This window comes from Pedobacter ginsenosidimutans (genome assembly GCF_001442625.1).
GTDB classification, from domain to species: domain Bacteria; phylum Bacteroidota; class Bacteroidia; order Sphingobacteriales; family Sphingobacteriaceae; genus Pedobacter; species Pedobacter ginsenosidimutans.
Genome location: NZ_LMZQ01000010.1, coordinates 143063 through 162621, shown reverse-complemented (window position 1 = coordinate 162621; position 19559 = coordinate 143063). Strand labels below are relative to the sequence as shown.

Sequence of the window (19559 nt, the reverse complement as noted above, 5' to 3'; positions counted from 1 at the left end):
GTAAAACGGGAAGAAGCTTAATGTTTTGCACTGGCCTTACGCTCCATACAAAAGTATTTTAGACTTAGGGAATGAATGGCCTGCAGTTGGAAAAAGCCTTGCAATAGTTACAGGGCTTTTTTATAGGTTTTGGTGCCGGCGGTAAGATTTTAAAATCTTAAAGGTATGCTCGAACTCATGACTACTTAGGTTAGAATAATCGGGCATAGAGAGTTTATGTACCGTTAAAAAGTTTAGCAGTTCTTTAATTACGTTCGATACTTCTTCTGATTCTTCAGTATGTTTTAAGGTGTCGATCTTACTTAATAACAGGGCAATTTCGAACATTTTAAAATCATTCTTTCCTGTAATACCCAAACCGATATTAGTTTCTACAAGTGCTTGTTCGTAATTATGTGTAGCATTGTAAAAGTTGGCTTTGAACACACTAAAGCTGGCCAGTATAAAATTGGTATAATAGGTGTAATCACTGCTGATGATTTTATCAACGAACTGTATAATGCGCTGCGCTTTTTTAAAATAGTTGAGCTTGATATAGGTTTGACCTAAATGAAGCAATAAAAAAGGAGAGAAAACGGAATATCTTACATAGAAAATATTGGGATACTTACTCAAAATAGCCATGATAAAGCGGTGGCATTCTGCATAGCTTTTTTGAGAAAATAAGGTAATCAATACCAATCGGTAAGAGAGTATTTCGGCAGAAGTGATTTCTTCATTTTTCTGTGGTTTACTCTGATCTATCTCCTGGCAAAGTTTTATTATTTTATCTTCTAGGGTTTTACTCTCGTTAGGTTTATTAACCAGGTTATTGTAGAAATAAAGAATTAAATCATAAGGATTAATTGGAAAAAGTTCATTTAGCCTTTTGTAGTTTCGCTTTAGCAGTTGCATGGTATTGGCTAAAGCTACTTTATCCACATCAATCAGATTAACATTGCATTCTATTACATGCAGCATAATCTGAATATCTTCATTGAGTACATTCTCTGATATGGTTTTGATGGTTTCCTTGTACAGGTTGCTCATGGTTCGCCCAGTAGCCATAATGTCGATAAAATCGACACCAATGCTTAACTTATTGAAGTTAGAATTGGGTTTGCCAAGTTCGTATTTAGACACATAACAGATAAAATCGAAAGCACTGTTTTTTTCACTGTTGGTAAATGGCAGCCTGAAAATGTTTTTTAAGGCCGCAATCTCATTTCTGGTGATACAGAACCTAATAGCCCAGTTAAGTATATAGTCTCTCAGGGAGGTTCGGCCAGGGAAACTGTTTAATATATGCTCGAAAAATGATTTACAAGGCCTGTATTCAAACTTATCAGTGAGCTGTATAAATAGGAAATAGGTATAAATGTCGTCGTTTAAAAAGCGGACAATTTCTGTAGGTATGGCTGTACTTAACCTTTTTTCTTCGATGATGATCCCAGCATGTAAAAGTTCTTCATATGCATCGGGATAACAGTTGATATAACTCAGGATTTTTTCTTTAGACACTCTTAATTTCTTATTTCCTTCTGAAATGCTATCGCTTATTTTTTTAAGGAGAAATACTTTTTCGGTGCTTTTTTTTGCCAGAAATACGCGTTTCTCTAGGAAATAGTTAATTAATTCGTAACGTAATAAAGGATTATTCAGCTCAAGATGGTGGTTCTCATCTTTAAGCTTGAAATAAACCTGTAACCAGAATGGTGTTTTAAACTGATTTAAGAGCGGAAAACTTACATCTGCCCGGTTGATAATTTTGTTTTCTATATTGCTTAGGGTGTAGAGTACCTCATCAACATTTAACGATGGTACATTACTTAGGGTCTCCTCATCATAAAATAAGCCCGTATACCAGGCTTTAGTTAAAGATGCAGAACCGTAAATAGCGGGCTGAAGATTAATCCAACTATTCGTTCGCAGGCCAAATGCGAGTTTAACAAAGTTGTTTTCTTCAATGCTGTATAAAAAGTCGATAAATACTTTAAAATAATTACTTCTTGCTAAATGTTCATCAATACCATCAACAATAATAATGAAACGGCCTTCCCTCTTTTCGGGATTTTTTTTGAAAAAACTGATTAACTCGGTAAGACTCCCGAATTTAAATTCTTTTAAAAACCAGTCTTTTAAAGTTTCCCCATTTTGGATAATGGTATTAATACTGCTAGAGTTAACCAGTAATACGATATCGTTTTTATAGAGGGCATTTTCTGATAAGAAAAAATACTCTACCATGTGCGCAAGCAATATCGATTTTCCCTGACCGGGTTGAGCACTTATGGTTGTAAACTGATAGTTGTTTTTTAAGAAATAATCAAAATCAGGGTAAAAAAAACTTCTGTTGGCGGTAGCATTAAATGGAACGCCCGAATTATTTTTATTGGCAATTAACGATATTTCTGTAATGGCATGTGCTTTTAGCTTTAAATCCTGCCAGATACTTTGAACAGAGGTAGTTTGATTTTCCTTGTCTTTGCAAAATGAGTCCCAATCGTTATAACCTATATATTGTGATAAGCTATTTAAAGTAAATAAAGAGAATTTATGTAAGGTGTTCGCAAAGCCAAAGAATCGCTTAATAGTTGTTTCACTTACGTAGTTTTTGGTTTCTTGAAATACATACTCAGAAATAATCTTACAATGAGCTGGGTCGATATTTCTCAAACCAGATTTTATAAGGACAAACTTCCTGAGTTCGATAAGGAGATCGTTAGCATTCATTAATTAACAGATGGGGATGACTACCGCTAATGTCATCATAATTTCACAATTGAGGAAATCTATTCACTAAGAATGCCTTGTATGAATAAAATGAATGAAATGGATTGCATAAAAATGAATAGCAATGGATAGGATAGGATGCTATTCTAGATTTAGATTTGTCATAATTATATAATGCCCTGCAGAATATTTTACCAAACAGTCGCATAGCACATAGTAAGTCTCCTAAATAACGCCTGACATGATGAAAACTCATACTTTCTCTTCCCAAACAGGGATATTTCGCAATACTTGTATTGCAATCATCATTCTATTAACGCTCTTCTCCGCTAAATCGTATGCGCAAACTAAAATTTTTGCAAATGCCGTTACTAAATCGGATCATGTTGATAATGCAACAAATGCAACATTAAACAACAACAACTTTGCTACAGTTAATTCATACGGTGGCATTGCTGTTGGTATAGGGTCTTTTAGTGGCGAGCTGGAATTAAAATATCCGGCTTCGGTTGCTGCGGGAGTTACATCCTATATCAGAATAGATTTTGATGGTGATATCCTGAACAGGTTACTAGGCGGTAGTTTAGGTACTTTATTGGCTAATGTAGGTGGCACAGTAGTTCTTGGAAACCATTCATTTCAGGTAGGTGCCAGAAATGGTACTACAGCAGTACCCCCAACAGGAGGGAATAGTGTAGACGGGTTTTCTGCAGATAATTTACGACTGGTAAAAGATGCAAATGGTTTCTTTTATATTGCAATAACCCCTACACAGGCTTACGATAGGGTATTTATTAAGGATGTAACCAATGCGCTTTTGCTTTCTGTTGCTAATAGTACAAAGGTTTATTATTCATTTTATACTTCAGGGACTGATCCTTGTGCACAAGCATTTACTACAGGATATGAAGGAACAGGTATTACACTTGATGCCTTACAATTGGGTAGTTCTGGTGTAACCAATAGTGAAAGGGCTATTGATGCAGATCCAAATAATTATTCTCAACTAAGCTTAGGCGTACTTGGCGTGGCTTCGTCTATTAGCCAAAATTTTTATTTTACAACACCATCAAATGCCGGTGATGATTTTAACCTAAGATTGAGCTCTACTCCAGCGCTTTTAACTGCAGGTGTTTTACAAAATATTTCGGTAACAGCTTATAACGGCGGTACCCAGGTTTACACCTCATCTGTATCAAACTTATTAAATGTAGATTTACTCGGCTTATTAAATAGTGGACAAGCCGCATCGATACCATTTTCTCCGGGTGTACCTTTCGATCGTGTTAAGGTTACCCTCGGTTCGTTACTTACCCTAAACCTCACACAAACCATTAATGTTTATGGTGTAACCCGCTCAGCCGGCAGGCCAACTTTTACTTCACCAGCAAGCAATGCAATTGCCGCTTGTTATAATAGTACTGTAGCTTTAAATGCTACCACCCCAAATACCAACGAACTAATTTGGTACGATGCAGTAGAAGGTGGAACAGCATTACAAACGGTTGCCTACAACGGTACTTATACTACGCCTGCATTAACCGCATCTAAAACTTATTATGTTTCTGCGAGAAGATTAGGCTGTACAGCAGAATCGGCAAGGGTTCCTGTTGTAATTACAGTTAACCCACAAATTATTTTTAACGGCGCAACATTAGCCAATGCCACACCAGGTTTTGCTTATTCTAAACAATTGGATGTAGCTACAGGCGGAACAGCAGGTTATACTTATGCTTTAGCCGCAGGAAGTACATTGCCAGCTGGTTTAACTTTATCATCAACTGGTGCAATTACCGGAACACCAACCGTAGCCAATGCTTATACTTTTTCAGTTGTCGCAACTGATGCCAAAGGTTGTACCGCAACTGCAACTTATAATTTAACTGTTACGGCAGCATTGGTACTTACTCCAGGTGCATTGCCTGATGGCTTAACAGGAACGGTTTATCCAACGCAGACTATTCCAGCTGCAACTGGTGGAACAGGGCCATATACCTATACTGCAACCGGTGTTCCTCCAGGCTTAACTTTTAATCCTACAACAAGAGAAATTACCGGAACACCAACTCAACCTGGAATATATACGATACCAGTTACAGTTGTTGATGCGAACGGTAATACCATTACTTCGAATTATACTGTAAAAATTACTGATCCTTTATTGTTACCTACAGCAACTTTAGCTGATGGTACTACAGGAACAGCTTATCCTACGCAGATTATTCCAAGTGCAACTGGTGGAACAACGCCTTACACTTATTCGGCAACAGGCCTTCCCCCAGGTTTAACTTTTAATCCGTCAACCAGGGCCATAACTGGTATACCAACAACACCGGGAACTTATACCGTACCAGTTACAGTAACCGATGCTGATGGAAAAACGGCAACTACAAATTATAGCATTACTGTAAATAGTCCATTGGCATTGCCAGCGGCAACCTTGCCAGATGGAACAGAGGGTGTGGTTTATGCTACACAAGTTCTGCCAGCTGCAACAGGTGGTGTTGGACCATATACTTATGTAGCCACTGATCTTCCTGCAGGATTAACATTTAATCCAACAACAAGAGAAGTTACTGGTACACCAACTCAGGCAGGTAATTATGCAATAAATGTTACGGTTACCGATAGTCAAGGTAAAACAGCAAGCAACACTTATCCAATTAAAGTAATTGGTACGTTAACCTTGCCAACAAAAACTTTACCTAACGGAATTGTAGGTACTTCATATTTGCCACAAACATTACCTGCAGTAACAGGTGGTACTTCGCCATATACTTATGTAGCTACGAACCTTCCTCCGGGATTATCGTTCAACCCAACCACAAGAGAAATTACCGGAACACCAACACAAGGTGGTACCTATAATGTTTCTTTAACCGCTACAGATGCTAACAATAATAAAGCAACTACCACTTACACAATAACTGTAACAGTTAATGCTCCGGTTGTGGCTTCTGCTACAGTATGTACCGGAAGCACTGCTACTTTAACAGTAAGCAACCTTCAGGCTGGTGTAACTTATAACTGGTACGCATCAACAGGAAGCACTCCATTGGTAACTGGCAATAACGGAACTTTTGTAACACCTGCAATAAGCTCAGCAACTGTATTTTATGTAGAAGCCGTTTCTGGAACAGCAATCAGTTCGAGAACATCGGTTACGGTTTCAGTTAACCCACCTGCGACTTTAGCTACGGTTACAACCAATAACCAGGTAATCAACTCCGGACAAACTACAACATTAACTGCAACCGCTGATGCTGGAAATACCATCGCCTGGTTTGATGCCGCAACAGCAGGAACACAAGTTGGAACAGGAACATCATTTACTACACCAGCTTTAACAGCAACCAAAATTTATTACATTGAAACCACAAGCAGCAATGGCTGTAAAAGCGCAAGCCGTGTGCCAGTAACTGTAACCGTAATTAACGGTGGTGGAGCAACAGCTTGTAATGCTGCAAACAGCCAAAACACAGGAATAAACGGAATTTGTTTATTGTGCGGTATAAGTGGGGCTGGAAACTCTACAGATGCTGATGCGACCAACTTTACCAGAATATCATTAGCAGTTGGAGTTGCTGCAACTGGTTACCAACAATTAATTTTCCCATCAACAGGGGTAGCTACAGATAGTATCCGCTTAGATTTAGCTTTACCAGGTGGTTTAGCTGATGTTGGTCTCTTAAATAATATAACCATTACCGTATTAAATGGTACTACAGTTGTAAGAACAGTACAGGTAAATGCTGCATTGCTAAATCTTCAACTTTTATCTGGTAACCGTTTTGCAGCGACAGTTTTGGCTGGCGGTGCTTACGATAGAGTACAGGTAAGCTTTGGTGCCTTAGTTTCGGCATTAACAAGTTTAGATATTTATGGTGCAACAGTTGTTTACCCTAACCCAACATTTATAGCAGGTGCACAATCTATCTGTTCAGGTAGTACTGCAACATTAAGTGCAACTGCAAATGGTGGCACAACTTTAGCCTGGTTCGATGCACCAACAGGCGGAAACCAAGTAGGTACGGGTGCAAACTTTACAACTCCTGCTTTAACAGCAACGACTACTTATTACGTTCAGGTAAGCAAAGGAACTTGTTCAAACACAACAAGAGTTCCGGTAACCATTACTGTTAATCCTGCAATTGTATTTGCTGGTGCAACTTTAACCAATGCAACCATTGCATCTCCTTACAGTAAACAACTTCCGGTTGCTACTGGTGGTACACCTGGTTATACTTATACTTTAGCTGCAGGTAGTACTTTGCCAGCTGGTTTAACTTTATCGCCAAGTGGTTTGGTAAGTGGAACACCAACAGCAGCAGGTAACCCAACCTTCGACGTTGTAGCAACCGATACAAAAGGTTGTAGCACAACTTCGACCTTTACTTTAACAGTAACACCAGCATTGGCTCTGGCTCCTGGAGCATTGCCTAACGGTGTAACAGGTACAGCCTATACTACAAATGGAATTCCAGTTGCAACAGGCGGAACCGGACCATATACTTATTCAGCAACTGGCGTTCCTCCGGGATTAACCTTTAATCCGGCAACAAGAGAAATTACAGGTACACCAACTCAAATTGGAACCTTTACCATTCCGGTTACAGTAACAGATGCTAATGGCAATACCATTACTGCTAACTATACACTTAAAGTAACTGATCCACTGGTTTTACCGGCAGCAACTTTAGCTAACGGAACAACAGGAACAGTTTATCCAACACAAACTATTCCATCTGCAACAGGCGGATCAACACCTTATACTTATGCGGCAACTGGTCTTCCTCCGGGATTAACCTTTGATCCGGCAACAAGAGAAATTACAGGAACACCTACACAATCTGGAACTTTCACAGTACCGGTAACGGTTACCGATGCTGATGGAAAAACAGCAACCAATAACTATACAATCGTAGTGGTTGATCCTTTATTGTTACCAGCAGCAACCTTGCCTGATGGAACAGAAGGAACAGTTTACGCTACACAAACCTTACCATCGGCAACTGGTGGTGTTGGTCCTTATACTTATGTAGCAAGCAACCTTCCAGCCGGATTAACTTTTAATCCAGCAACAAGAGAAGTTTCAGGAACACCTACACAGGCCGGAAATTATTCGATTAGTGTTACCGCTACAGATAGTGAAGGCAGAACCGCAAGTAATACTTATGCACTTAAAGTAATTGGTGTTTTATCATTACCAGGTGCAACTTTACCAAACGGTATTGTAGGTACACCTTACCCAACACAAACTTTACCAGCGGTAACAGGCGGAACAGCCCCATATACTTATTTAGCAACAAACCTTCCTCCGGGATTAAGTTTTAATACTGCAACAAGAGAAATTACAGGAACACCAACTTTAGGTGGAACCTTCACAATTTCTTTAACTGCAACAGATGCAAACGGAAACAAAGCAACAACAGCTTATAGCTTAACCGTAACGGTTAATGCTCCGGTAGTTGCTGCAGCAACTGTTTGTTCTGGAAGCCCAGCGACATTAAGCGTTAGCAATTTGCAAGCTGGCGTAACTTATAACTGGTATGCTTCTACTGGAAGTACACCATTGGTTACCAATAACACAGGTGTTTTTGTAACACCAACAGTAACCGCTCCAACAGTATTTTATGTAGAAGCGGTATCTGGAACTGCAGTAAGTTCGAGAACTGCTGTTAATGTTTCAGTTAACCCACCAGCAACTGCTGCAACAGTAACCACGAACAACCAGGTAATTAATGCTGGTCAGTCTACTACATTGTTAGCAACGGCTGATGCTGGTAATACCATTCAATGGTACGATGCTGCAACAGCTGGAACACAGGTAGGAACAGGTACTTCATTTGTTACTCCGGTATTATCGGCAACTACAACTTATTATGTAGAAACAACAAATGCCAGTGGTTGTAAAAGTGCAACCCGCGTTCCGGTAACTGTTACCGTATTAAACAATGGTGGAGGTACTGCTTGTAATGCTGCCAATTCGCAAAACACAGGTATAACCGGAATTTGTTTATTATGTGGAATAAACGGCGCTGGAAATTCTACTGATGCTGATCCTTCTAACTTTACCAGAATATCACTTTCTGTAGGTGTTGGTGCATCAGGTTATCAACAATTAATTTTCCCAACAGTTGGAACAGCTACTGATAGTCTTCGTTTAGATTTAGCTTTGCCGACCGGTTTAGCCGATGTTGGTTTATTAAACAACGTAACCGTTACCATATTAAATGGTGCCACGGTTGTAAAAACAGTACAATTAAATGGTGGGCTATTAAATCTTAGACTTTTATCAGGTAACCGTTTTGCTGCAACTATATTGGCAGGAGGTGCTTATGATAGGGTACAAGTAAGCTTTGGTGCATTAGCATCGGTACTCACCAGCTTAGATGTTTATGGTGCAACCGTAATTTATCCTAGCCCAACAATAACTGCTGGTGCACAAACCATTTGTGCAGGAAGTACAGCAACATTAACTGCAACTGCAAACGATGGAACAACATTAGCCTGGTACGATGCTGCAACTGGTGGTACACAATTGGCTACTGGTGAAACATTCACTACACCAGCTTTATCTGCTACAACTACTTATTATATTCAGGTAAGCAAAGGCGGTTGTCCGAACACAACAAGAGTTCCGGTAACTGTAACGGTTACACCAGCATTACCAGCACCAGTATTGGCAACAATAGCTAATGTGTGTGAAGGATCATCAGCAACTTTATCGGTTGCCAATCCAGATGCTGCTATAACTTACAAATGGTACGATGCTGCGGTAGGTGGAAACTTAGTATTCACTGGCGCGGTATTCCCAACACCGGCATTAACAGCGGCAACTACCTATTATGTAGAAGCATCTCAAGGCAACTGTACAAGCACTACACGTGCAGCAGCAGCAGTATCAGTAAATCCTCGTCCGGCTTTACCAGTAGTAACGGCAAGTTCATCAACAGTAAGCGCAGGTCAAACGGCAATTTTAACTGCTAGTTCTGCAGATGCAACCAATACTTTCAACTGGTACACTTCTAACACTTCAACTACACCAGTTTATGTAGGTGCAACTTATGTTACACCACCGTTATTAGCTACTACAACCTATTACGTAGAATCGGTTTCTACCAATGGTTGTACATCAGCAAGCCGCGTTCAGGTTACCATTACAGTTGATGGTAATGGATCTCCAAATCCGGTTCCTTGCGAGGCGGCAACCACACAGGTTAACGGTGTTAACGGTGTAGCTTTATTATCGGGTGTATTTAACCCAGCATTAGCGATTGATAATGATACCCAAACCGCATCTTCATTGGTAATGCCAGTAGGAGCGCTTGGTGCATCAGTTTATCAAAGAGTTGGTTTTGGATCATTATCTAAAGTAGGTGATACGGTACGTGTTTTAGTATCATCTCCAGGAAAACTATTATCACTTTCGTTATTAGGAAACGCTGCAATTACTACTTATGTTGGAACCAACAGTAATGGTGATTCGAGGTTGTTAAATGATAACTTAATCAATATTCAATTGTTAAGCGGTAATACCCAGGCGTTAATCACTTTTGTTCCAACGAATGTTTTCGACGGAGTAGAAGTTAGGTTAAACTCAGGTTTACTAGGTGCTTTAACATCAATTAATTTAAATTACGCACAGCGCATTTTGGTTGCACCTACCGTAGCATCAGCAAATGTTACGGCTTGTGTTGGCCAAACTGCACAGCTTGAAGTAAGCAACCCATCGGCAAGCTTAACCTACAGATGGTACGATGCTACAGGTACTTACCTAACCGGTAAAGACGGTATCATATTTACTACACCAGTTTTAACAGGCGACACTAAATTCTACGTTGCAGCAGTTTCTGCAACTGGTTGTGTGAGTTATAAAACAGTAGTAAATGTAACTACAAACCCAGCTCCGGTAACACCAGAGCTACTTTCAGCATCTGTAAATACCTGCCCTAATACGTCAGTTACTTTCCAGGTTAAAAACCCAATTGTAGGCACAACCTATAACTGGTACGATACAGCAACATCTACAACGGTATTATTTACCGGTGATAACTTTACAACACCATTAATCAATGCTGATAGAAGTTACTTTGTAGCAGCAGTAAATGGCTGTGGTAGCTCATCAACAAGAACTGAGGCTAAAATTATATTGGGAACTATCGATGTTCCGGTAATTACACCACCATCAATTACTATTAGCGAAGGTTCTGTTGCGGTATTAAAAGCAACGTCGAGTACAGCGGGAGCAACCATTAACTGGTATACTACTGCAAATGGTGTAGTTCCAGTATTTACTGGCGAAACTTATGTAACACCGCAATTAAGTGCAACCGCTACATATTATGTAGAAGCTACTATTCTAGGCGGCTGTACTGCAACAAGCAGAGCAACTGTAACTGTTACTGTTATTCCTAACGGTAACCCGGTAACTACTCCTTGTGGAGCGGCTACAACAACAGTTGCTAGCGGTGTAACAGGTGTAGCTGTATTGGCTGGAGTTTACAATCCAACTTTTGCGGTTGATAACGACATCAACACAGGATCTAGCTTGGTTATTCCAGTGGGATTACTTGGCGCATCTGTTTATCACCATGTTGGTTTTACAGGCTTATCAAATGTAGGCGATACCTTAAGAGTGAAAATTACCACTCCAGGTACATTGCTTTCGGTAGGAGTATTAAATAACTTAACGGTAACAACTTTCCAAGGTACAACCAGCAATAACGATGCGGTTTCTATTTCTAACCCATTAATTAGCTTAAAACTATTAACAGGCAATACATCTGCTATATTAACTTTCGTACCAACCAGTAAATTTGATGGAGCAGAATTGAGATTAAGCTCAGGTCTCCTTGGGGCATTAACATCTGTTAATTTAGATTATGCACAAAGGGTAATCACTACACCAACAGTTACAGCAGCTACAGCAAGCGCTTGTCAAGGATCATCTGCAACCTTAAGTGTTCAGAACCCACAAGCTGGTGTAGTGTACAAATGGTACTTAGGCACAACTTATCAAGCAGGAAAAGATGGAGCAACTTTCACAACAGATCCAACTTTAACTGCTGGAACTTATACTTATTCGGTAACAGCTACGGCTAACGGTTGTGAGACTGTAGGAACCAAAGTAACGGTAACTATTTTAGCTCCACCAGTAGCACCAATTCCATCAACTACCAATCCGGCTACAACTTGTATCGGCTCACCTGCTACTTTAAGTGTACAGGCCGTTGCAGGAGTAACCTATAACTGGTACGATGCGGCTACAGCCGGAAACATGTTGGTAACCAATAACAGTAGCTTTACTACATCTGCATCACTTGCAGCAGGAACATACGATTATTATGTTGAAGCGGTAAGTGGAACAGGTTGTTCAAACTCAACACGGACTAAGGTTTCTATCACTGTTAATCCATCAGCAGTTGCTGCCGATTTAACTGTAACCGGAACAACATCATTATGTGCTTCTGGTACAGCGGTGCTTACAGCAGCCAGTACAACTGTAACCAGTCCGGTATTTACCTGGTACACTGATGCTGCTTTAACACAGGTTGCTTTTGTTGGTGCAGTATTTAATACGCCAGCCATTACCACAACTACCAAATACTATGTTACCGTTAGCGGAACAAATAAATGTGCAAACACAGCAGGTAATGCAAAAGAAGTTACTGTAACGGTAAATCCTGTTGCTACCCCAGCTGATATTAACCTAGCTGGAACAAGTACCGTTTGCGGTGGCTCTTCAGTTACTTTAAATGCAACAAGTACAACCGTAACCAACCCGGTATTTACCTGGTACAGTGATGCGGCTTTAACTACAGTAGCATTTACTGGTGCTAACTTCGTTACTCCGGTACTTACTGCAACCACTACTTATTATGTAACGGTTAAAGGCGATAATAAATGTGAGAATACAGCAGCTACTGCAAAATCGATTACCATTACGGTTAATCCTGCAGCTACTGATTCAGACCTCGCCATTAACGGAATTGCATCAATCTGTAAAGGATCTACAGCTGCACTGTCTGCTTCAACAACAACAGTAATCAATCCTGTATTTACCTGGTATAGCGATGCTACTTTAACTACAGTGGCTCATGTAGGCGCTAGCTTTACTACACCTGCACTTACTGCAACCACCACTTATTATGTAACCGTAAAAGGTGATAATAAATGTGAGAATTTAGCTGCAAATGCTAAGGTTGTTACCGTGACAGTTAAAGAGTTTGCAACATCTGCGGATATTGCGGTAAGCAATGCTCAAATCTGTTCAGGTTCTACCGTAATGTTAATGGCTTCTAGTACTACGGTTACTCAACCGGTATTTACCTGGTATAGTGATGCATCATTAACAAGTGTAGTATTTACAGGGCCAACTTTCACAGTAACTGGTTTAACTGCAACCACTACTTATTATGTAAGTGTTAAAGGTGCCAATAAATGTGAAAACAGTGCCGCAGATGCCAAAGCGGTAACAATAACTGTTAATCCTTTGGCAACTACCACCGATATTATTCTCAGCGGAAGCACAGTGGCTTGCGCAGGATCATCGGCAGTATTAACTGCAACATCTCCAACAGTAACCAACCCAGTATTTACCTGGTACAGTGATGCGGCATTAACCAATGTAAGTTTCATTGGCGCAACATATACCACACCGGCCTTAACCAGCACCACTACTTATTATGTAACTGTAAAAGGTGATAATAAATGTGAGAATGCACCTGGTACAGCAAGGGTAATTACAATAACAGTTAGTCCGGTTTCTACCGCTGCCGATATAACTGCTACTGATGCAACAATCTGCTCAGGATCTGGTACTACCTTGGTGGCAAGTACGACAACCGTTACCAACCCAACATTTACATGGTACAACGACGCTGCTTTAACTTCAGTAGCTTATGTAGGTACATCATTCGTTACCCCGGTATTAACGGCAACAACTAAATACTATGTTACGGTTAAAGGTGATAACAAATGTGAAAACTCAGGTATCACTGCAAAAGTGGTAACTGTAAATGTTAATCAGGGTGCAACAGCTGCAGATATTACCTTATCAACACCTACATTGGTATGTGGATCGGGCACAGCAGTAATCAATGCGAGCTCAACAACAGTAACCAGTCCAATATTTACCTGGTACAATGATGCTTCATTAACAAGTGTTGCCTTTACCGGACCAATATTTACCACACCGGTATTAACAACCACTACTACTTATTATGTAACCGTAAAAGGTGCTAACAGATGTGAAAACACTGCAGCAAATGCAGCAGCTGTAACTATTAAGGTTAACCCGATAGCAGTTGCAAGTGATATCGTTGTAAATGGATCAACAAATATTTGCGGAGGATCTAAAGCAGTGTTAACGGCAAGTAGCACAACAGTTACTAACCCGGTATTTACCTGGTATACCAATGCAACGTTAACTGATGTAGCTTTTGTTGGTGCAGTATTTACCACACCAACATTAACTACGAACACTACATATTACGTAACTGTAAAAGGTGATAACAAGTGCGAAAGCAGTGCTGCCACAGCTAAATCTGTTAACATTGTTGTTAACTCAGTAGCTTCGGCAACTGATGTTACTGCAACAGATGCCACCATTTGTGCAGGATCGTCAGCCAGCTTAGTTGCCAGTACCACAACAGTAACCAATCCGATATTTACCTGGTACAGCGATGCTGCTTTAACAACACCAGTATTTACAGGAGCAACCTTTAGCACACCAGCATTAACTGCAACAACTAAATATTACCTAACTGTAAAAGGTGATAACAGATGTGAAAGTTCTGCTGCAAATGCGAAAGTAGTTACCGTTAATGTAAATGCAGGTGCAACAGCTGCCGATATCACATTATCAACCCCAGCTAGAATATGTGGTTCTGGAACAGCAGTTATCAATGCAAGTTCTGCAACGGTTACCAGCCCGGTATTTACCTGGTACAACGATGCTTCATTAACAAGTGTGGCCTTTACCGGACCAATCTTTACCACTCCGGTATTAACTGCCACTAAAACTTATTATGTAACCGTTAAGGGTGCCAATAGATGTGAAAATACAGCAGCAAATGCGAAAACAGTAACTGTTACAGTTAGTCCGAACGCAGTAGCAACAGATATCACAGTAAATGGATCAACTTCAGTGTGTGCAAGTACAGCGGCAACATTAGCAGCAACAAGCACAACGGTTACCAACCCAATATTTACCTGGTATAGTGATGCTGCTTTAAATACAGTAGTATTTACTGGTCCAGTGTTTACTACACCAGTATTAACAGCAAGTACAACTTATTATGTAACGGTTAAAGGCGATAATAAATGCGAAAATACTGCAGCAACAGCAAGGGCAGTAGCCATTACAGTAAATGCATCACCAAACAACCCAGTGGTATCTGTTCCAAATGGAGGTATATGCGCAGGTGACGGAGCCACCCTAACAGTAACCAATGCACAGGCAGGTGTTACTTACGAATGGTACACTGCTGCGGTTGGCGGTAATTTATTATTCACTGGCACAACATTCAATGTAACAGCCTTAGCTGCAACGACAGATTACTATATTTTAGCAATCGGAACAGGAGGTTGTAACAACAATGGTGGCCGTGTTAAAGTAACGGTTACTGTTAACGCAAAACCAACAGTACCAACGGTAGCTTCAACATCGGTTAGTGTTTGTACCGGAAGCCCAGCTGTATTAACGGTAACAAGTCCTCAAACAGGTGTAACGTACAATTGGTACACTGCAGCTGTGGGCGGAACATTGGCTGGAACAGGAGTAAACTTTACTACTCCAGCAATTAATGCAAACATCACTTACTATGTTGAAGGAGCAAATGGAACCTGTATCTCTTCATCTAGAACACCGGTAAATGTAATTGCACTACCAGTACCAGTTGCACCAGCATCGGTAACAGCAGCAAATGGAACACTTTGCGCAGGTAGCTCAACCATATTAACGGTTAATAATCCGGTAACAGGATTAGTTTACAGATGGTATGCTGCAAGCTCTGGTGGGGCTGTATTGGCAGAAGGTATAACCTTTACTACACCAAACTTAACTGCTACCACAATCTATTATGTAGAGGCAATAGCAGTAGGTGGTTGTGCTAGTCCAACAAGAACAGGTGTTACGGTTAATGTACTGCCAGTATTAGGAAAACCAGTAGTAGTGGTACAAAGTACAACACCAAACAGTGTAACCTTTGCATGGGCTGCTGTTGCAGGTGCTACCGCTTACGAAGTTTCTCAAGATAATGGCTTAACATGGGTAAACCCAACAGGCGGATCAACCGGAACAACTTATTTAGTAGCAGGCTTGAAACCAGATCAAAGTGTTACCATTATTGTACGTGCCAGAGGTCAGATTGAGTGCCAAACCAGTGCAAATTCTACTCCGGTAACTGGTAAAGCAGCTAATCCTTTTGGCGATCAGGTTTACATACCAAATGCATTTACACCAAATAACGACGGTAAAAACGATACATTCTTAATTTACGGTAACACCATATCAAGCGCCAGAATGAGCATTTTCACACAATGGGGTCAATTGATATTCCAATCAGATAATGTTGCAAATGGATGGGATGGAACTTTCAAAGGGGTAAATCAACCGATTGGAGTTTATGTGTACATGGTTGACATTACGTTCACCAATGGAACAACATCATTAAGAAAAGGTACAGTAACGCTGATTAGATAAGAAGAGGATTAATAATAAACAGATAAAATCAAAGACCATGAAAATACTATCGGCTTTAAAAATATATGTTGCAGTGCTAGGATTGCTGCTGTGTACAGCTAAGTCCTTTGCACAAACTGATCCGCATTTTTCACAATATTATGCAAATCCGTTATATCTTAACCCGGCCTTAACCGGGGTAATAGACGGCGATTATCGTGCAACTGTAAACTTTAAACAACAATGGAGTGCACTAAACAGTTCTTTCTTAACAGGTGGAGCATCGTTCGATATGGCCCCGAAAAAGAACTTTGCATTTGGTGCAACCATTTTAAACCAAAGGGCAGGGGAGTTAGATTTTAACTACCTGTCTGCCCTGGTATCCGGTTCGTACCGTTTAAGGTTTGGTGCCGAAGGTTTACAGATGGTGAGTTTTGGATTACAAGCCGGTGTAATTAACCGCAGTTTCGATTTCTCTCAGGCCAGGTTTGGTAACCAGTTTAATCCAATTTCAGGTTATGATGGTGGTATGATGAGCGGCGAAACACTTTCATCTCAATCCTCTTTGGTTCCTGATGTAAATGCAGGTATCATGTATTTTGATGGTAACCCCAACAAAAGTGTAAACGTTTTCTTAGGCGCAAGTGCAGCACATTTAACCCGTCCCATGGATCGTTTCTCTGGTTCAAATTCACGTATTCCTGTTCGATTTACTGCACATGGTGGTGCGCGGATTAAGGCTTCAGAGTTATTGGATATTGTGCCCAATGCATTGTTTATGTACCAGGGTAACACAAACGAGGTATCGTTAGGTGCTTATGCACAGCTTAACGTTAATCCATCAGCAAACATTTTGTTTGGTGGTAACTACCGTAATAAAGATGCTGCAATTGCCTTTGTTGGCCTACAGTTAAAGAATATGGTTTTCGGGTTAAGTTACGATATTAATACCTCTACTTTCAACCGCGCTTCTAACAGTAACGGTGGTTTAGAGCTTTCGATTTCCTTAATTGGCCGTAACGGTCTTATTGGTCCAAACTTCTTTTGTCCACGTTTATAATTAATCAAATGAAAAAAATATTACTCTTTTTGTTAGTGGCATTTGGCGGTTTTGCAAACGCACAGTATGTGGTGAATTATAAAAAGGTTGCAGATACTTATTTCGAAAATAAGGATTATTATGCAGCATCTACTTTTTATAAAAAAGCCTTAAAAATTACTGGAGATAGTACCCAGGCCATTTTACCTTACGGTATGGAAAGGAAATCAGCGACTGATGATAAAGTGATAGACGATTATGAAGGATCGATTTATAACCTTGCAGAATCTAGTAGGCTGTATAGGGAATTTAACGAGGCTGAAAAATATTATGCCATAGCGATCACCTTTACCAATACGCGTTTTAGAAAGGCGCTATTTTATTATGCAGAAAGCTTAAGGGCAAATAAAAAATTTAACCTGGCTATCGATGCTTTTCAACAGTTTATCCAAAAAAATCCTGGTGATGCTTTGGTAAAAGATGCCCAAAAGGAAATCGAATCATGTAAGTTTGCAATCGAAGAAATGCGTTTTCCACGCATGGTCCAGGTTAAAAAAGTGCCGGGTAATGTAAATGGTTTGGGCTCTAATTATGCTCCTGTTAAAATCAACAACGAGTTGTATTTTACTTCATCCCGTCCGGTTGCTGTAGGTAGTAAAAAAGACATGGTTAAAACAGATGCTGGAGAAGTTCAGGTATCAACTAAAACCAATCCATTCCTTAATAATATTTATGCAGCCAAAGGCGAATTAACTTCAGCTGATATTGCAGTGAGAAAAATCGATATCAGTCTCCCTAAAAACATGGAAGTTGCTGCTGCTACTTTTACTCCTGATGGAAATACAGTATACTTTACCGCTTGGAAGGATAAAGAAAAATATGCCATTTATTCTTCTAAAAAAACAGGTGATAAATGGGGCGATCCACTACCAGTTGGTTTACAGGTAAATAGTAAAGATTTTAATTCAACTCAACCATTTGTAACCAGCGATGGTAAATTCCTGCTTTTCTCGTCTGATAGAAGCGGTGGTTATGGTAAGTACGATCTTTGGTATTGTACCGTTCGCGAAGATGGATCTTTAGGTCAGGCAGTAAATTTTGGCCCAACCATTAATACTGAAGATGATGAACGTGCACCATACTATAATCCGTTAACCAAAAAGTTATTGTTCAGTACCGATGGTAGAATAGGTTTTGGTGGTCTCGATTTCTTTGAGTCAGAAGGTGATCTTGTAGATTGGACCAAGCCAAAGAATGCTGGTTATCCATTTAACTCATCAAAAGATGATCTTTACTTCACTGCAACAGATGATAAGGGAACAAAAGGATATATTAGTTCTGATCGCGAATCATCATGCTGCCTAGAGGTATTTGAAGTGAAAAAAGAATACTTCTCAATTGCAGGTATTTTAACTGACTGTAAAACTAAATTGCCTTTAGCAGGTGCAAATGTAACCCTTACCAATGCAGAAGGTGCTCAGAAAATTACAACTGGTACCGACGGTATTTATAGGTTTAAGGTAGATTCGAAAAGACCAATCAAATTGCTTTTTGCGAAAGATAATTATTTCGCAATTACTAAAAACTATCCTTATGAAGAATTGGCAAAAGCAGATACCTTGATTTATAAAGATTATTGCTTAAGTCCTTTCAAATTAGGTATCCCAATGGCTTTGGATAACGTTTATTACGAATTTAACAGTGCCGAGCTTACCGAGCCTTCTAAAAAAGTATTAGACTTCCTGATCCCGATTATGGAAGATAATCCTGAAATGGAAATCGAGTTGGGTTCTCATACCGATAATATTGGAACTGATGAGTACAACTTAGATCTATCGAACAGAAGAGCAAAATCTTGTACAGACTATTTAGAAAGTAAAGGAATTGCCGCTGCCAGAATGACTTCTAAAGGTTATGGAGAATCAATGCCGATTGCACCAAACGAAATCGTAGTGAAACGCAAGAAAAAAGATAATCCCGTAGGAAGAGCAAAAAACAGAAGAACAGAATTTAAAGTAACCAAAAAATAAAATTCAATTAACATCCCGGTAAGCCATCTTCCTAAAAGGAAGATGGCTTTTTAGTTTATATTAAATTGGTTGGGGATTTGTAATCTGGACC

4 protein-coding genes are annotated in these 19559 nt (G+C 39.9%); 3 read left to right on the top strand and 1 reads right to left on the bottom strand.

Annotated features, from left to right (window positions below):
• Nucleotides 1–120 precede the first annotated feature (120 nt).
• Nucleotides 121–2712, bottom strand: a complete 2592-nt coding sequence (locus ASU31_RS15175; protein ID WP_057933134.1) for a hypothetical protein — start codon at nt 2710–2712, stop codon at nt 121–123.
• Between the two features lie 241 nt (nt 2713–2953).
• Here ASU31_RS15175 and ASU31_RS15170 point away from each other — a divergent pair, with 241 nt between their 5' ends.
• Genes ASU31_RS15170 through ASU31_RS15160 form a run of 3 tightly spaced genes read left to right on the top strand, consistent with a single transcriptional unit; the run spans nt 2954 to nt 19468 of the window.
• The gene (locus ASU31_RS15170) at nt 2954–16420 is read left to right on the top strand and encodes an Ig-like domain-containing protein (RefSeq protein WP_083505376.1); all 13467 of its coding nucleotides are present in this window, start codon (nt 2954–2956) and stop codon (nt 16418–16420) included.
• Between the two features lie 37 nt (nt 16421–16457).
• Nucleotides 16458–17459 carry a PorP/SprF family type IX secretion system membrane protein gene (locus ASU31_RS15165; protein WP_057933132.1) on the top strand — a complete coding sequence of 334 codons (1002 nt, stop codon included), beginning with the start codon at nt 16458–16460 and terminating at the stop codon, nt 17457–17459.
• A gap of 8 nt (nt 17460–17467) precedes the next feature.
• Nucleotides 17468–19468: an OmpA family protein gene (locus ASU31_RS15160; protein ID WP_057933131.1), complete on the top strand. Its 2001-nt coding sequence runs from the start codon at nt 17468–17470 to the stop codon at nt 19466–19468.
• Nucleotides 19469–19559: the final 91 nt, after the last annotated feature.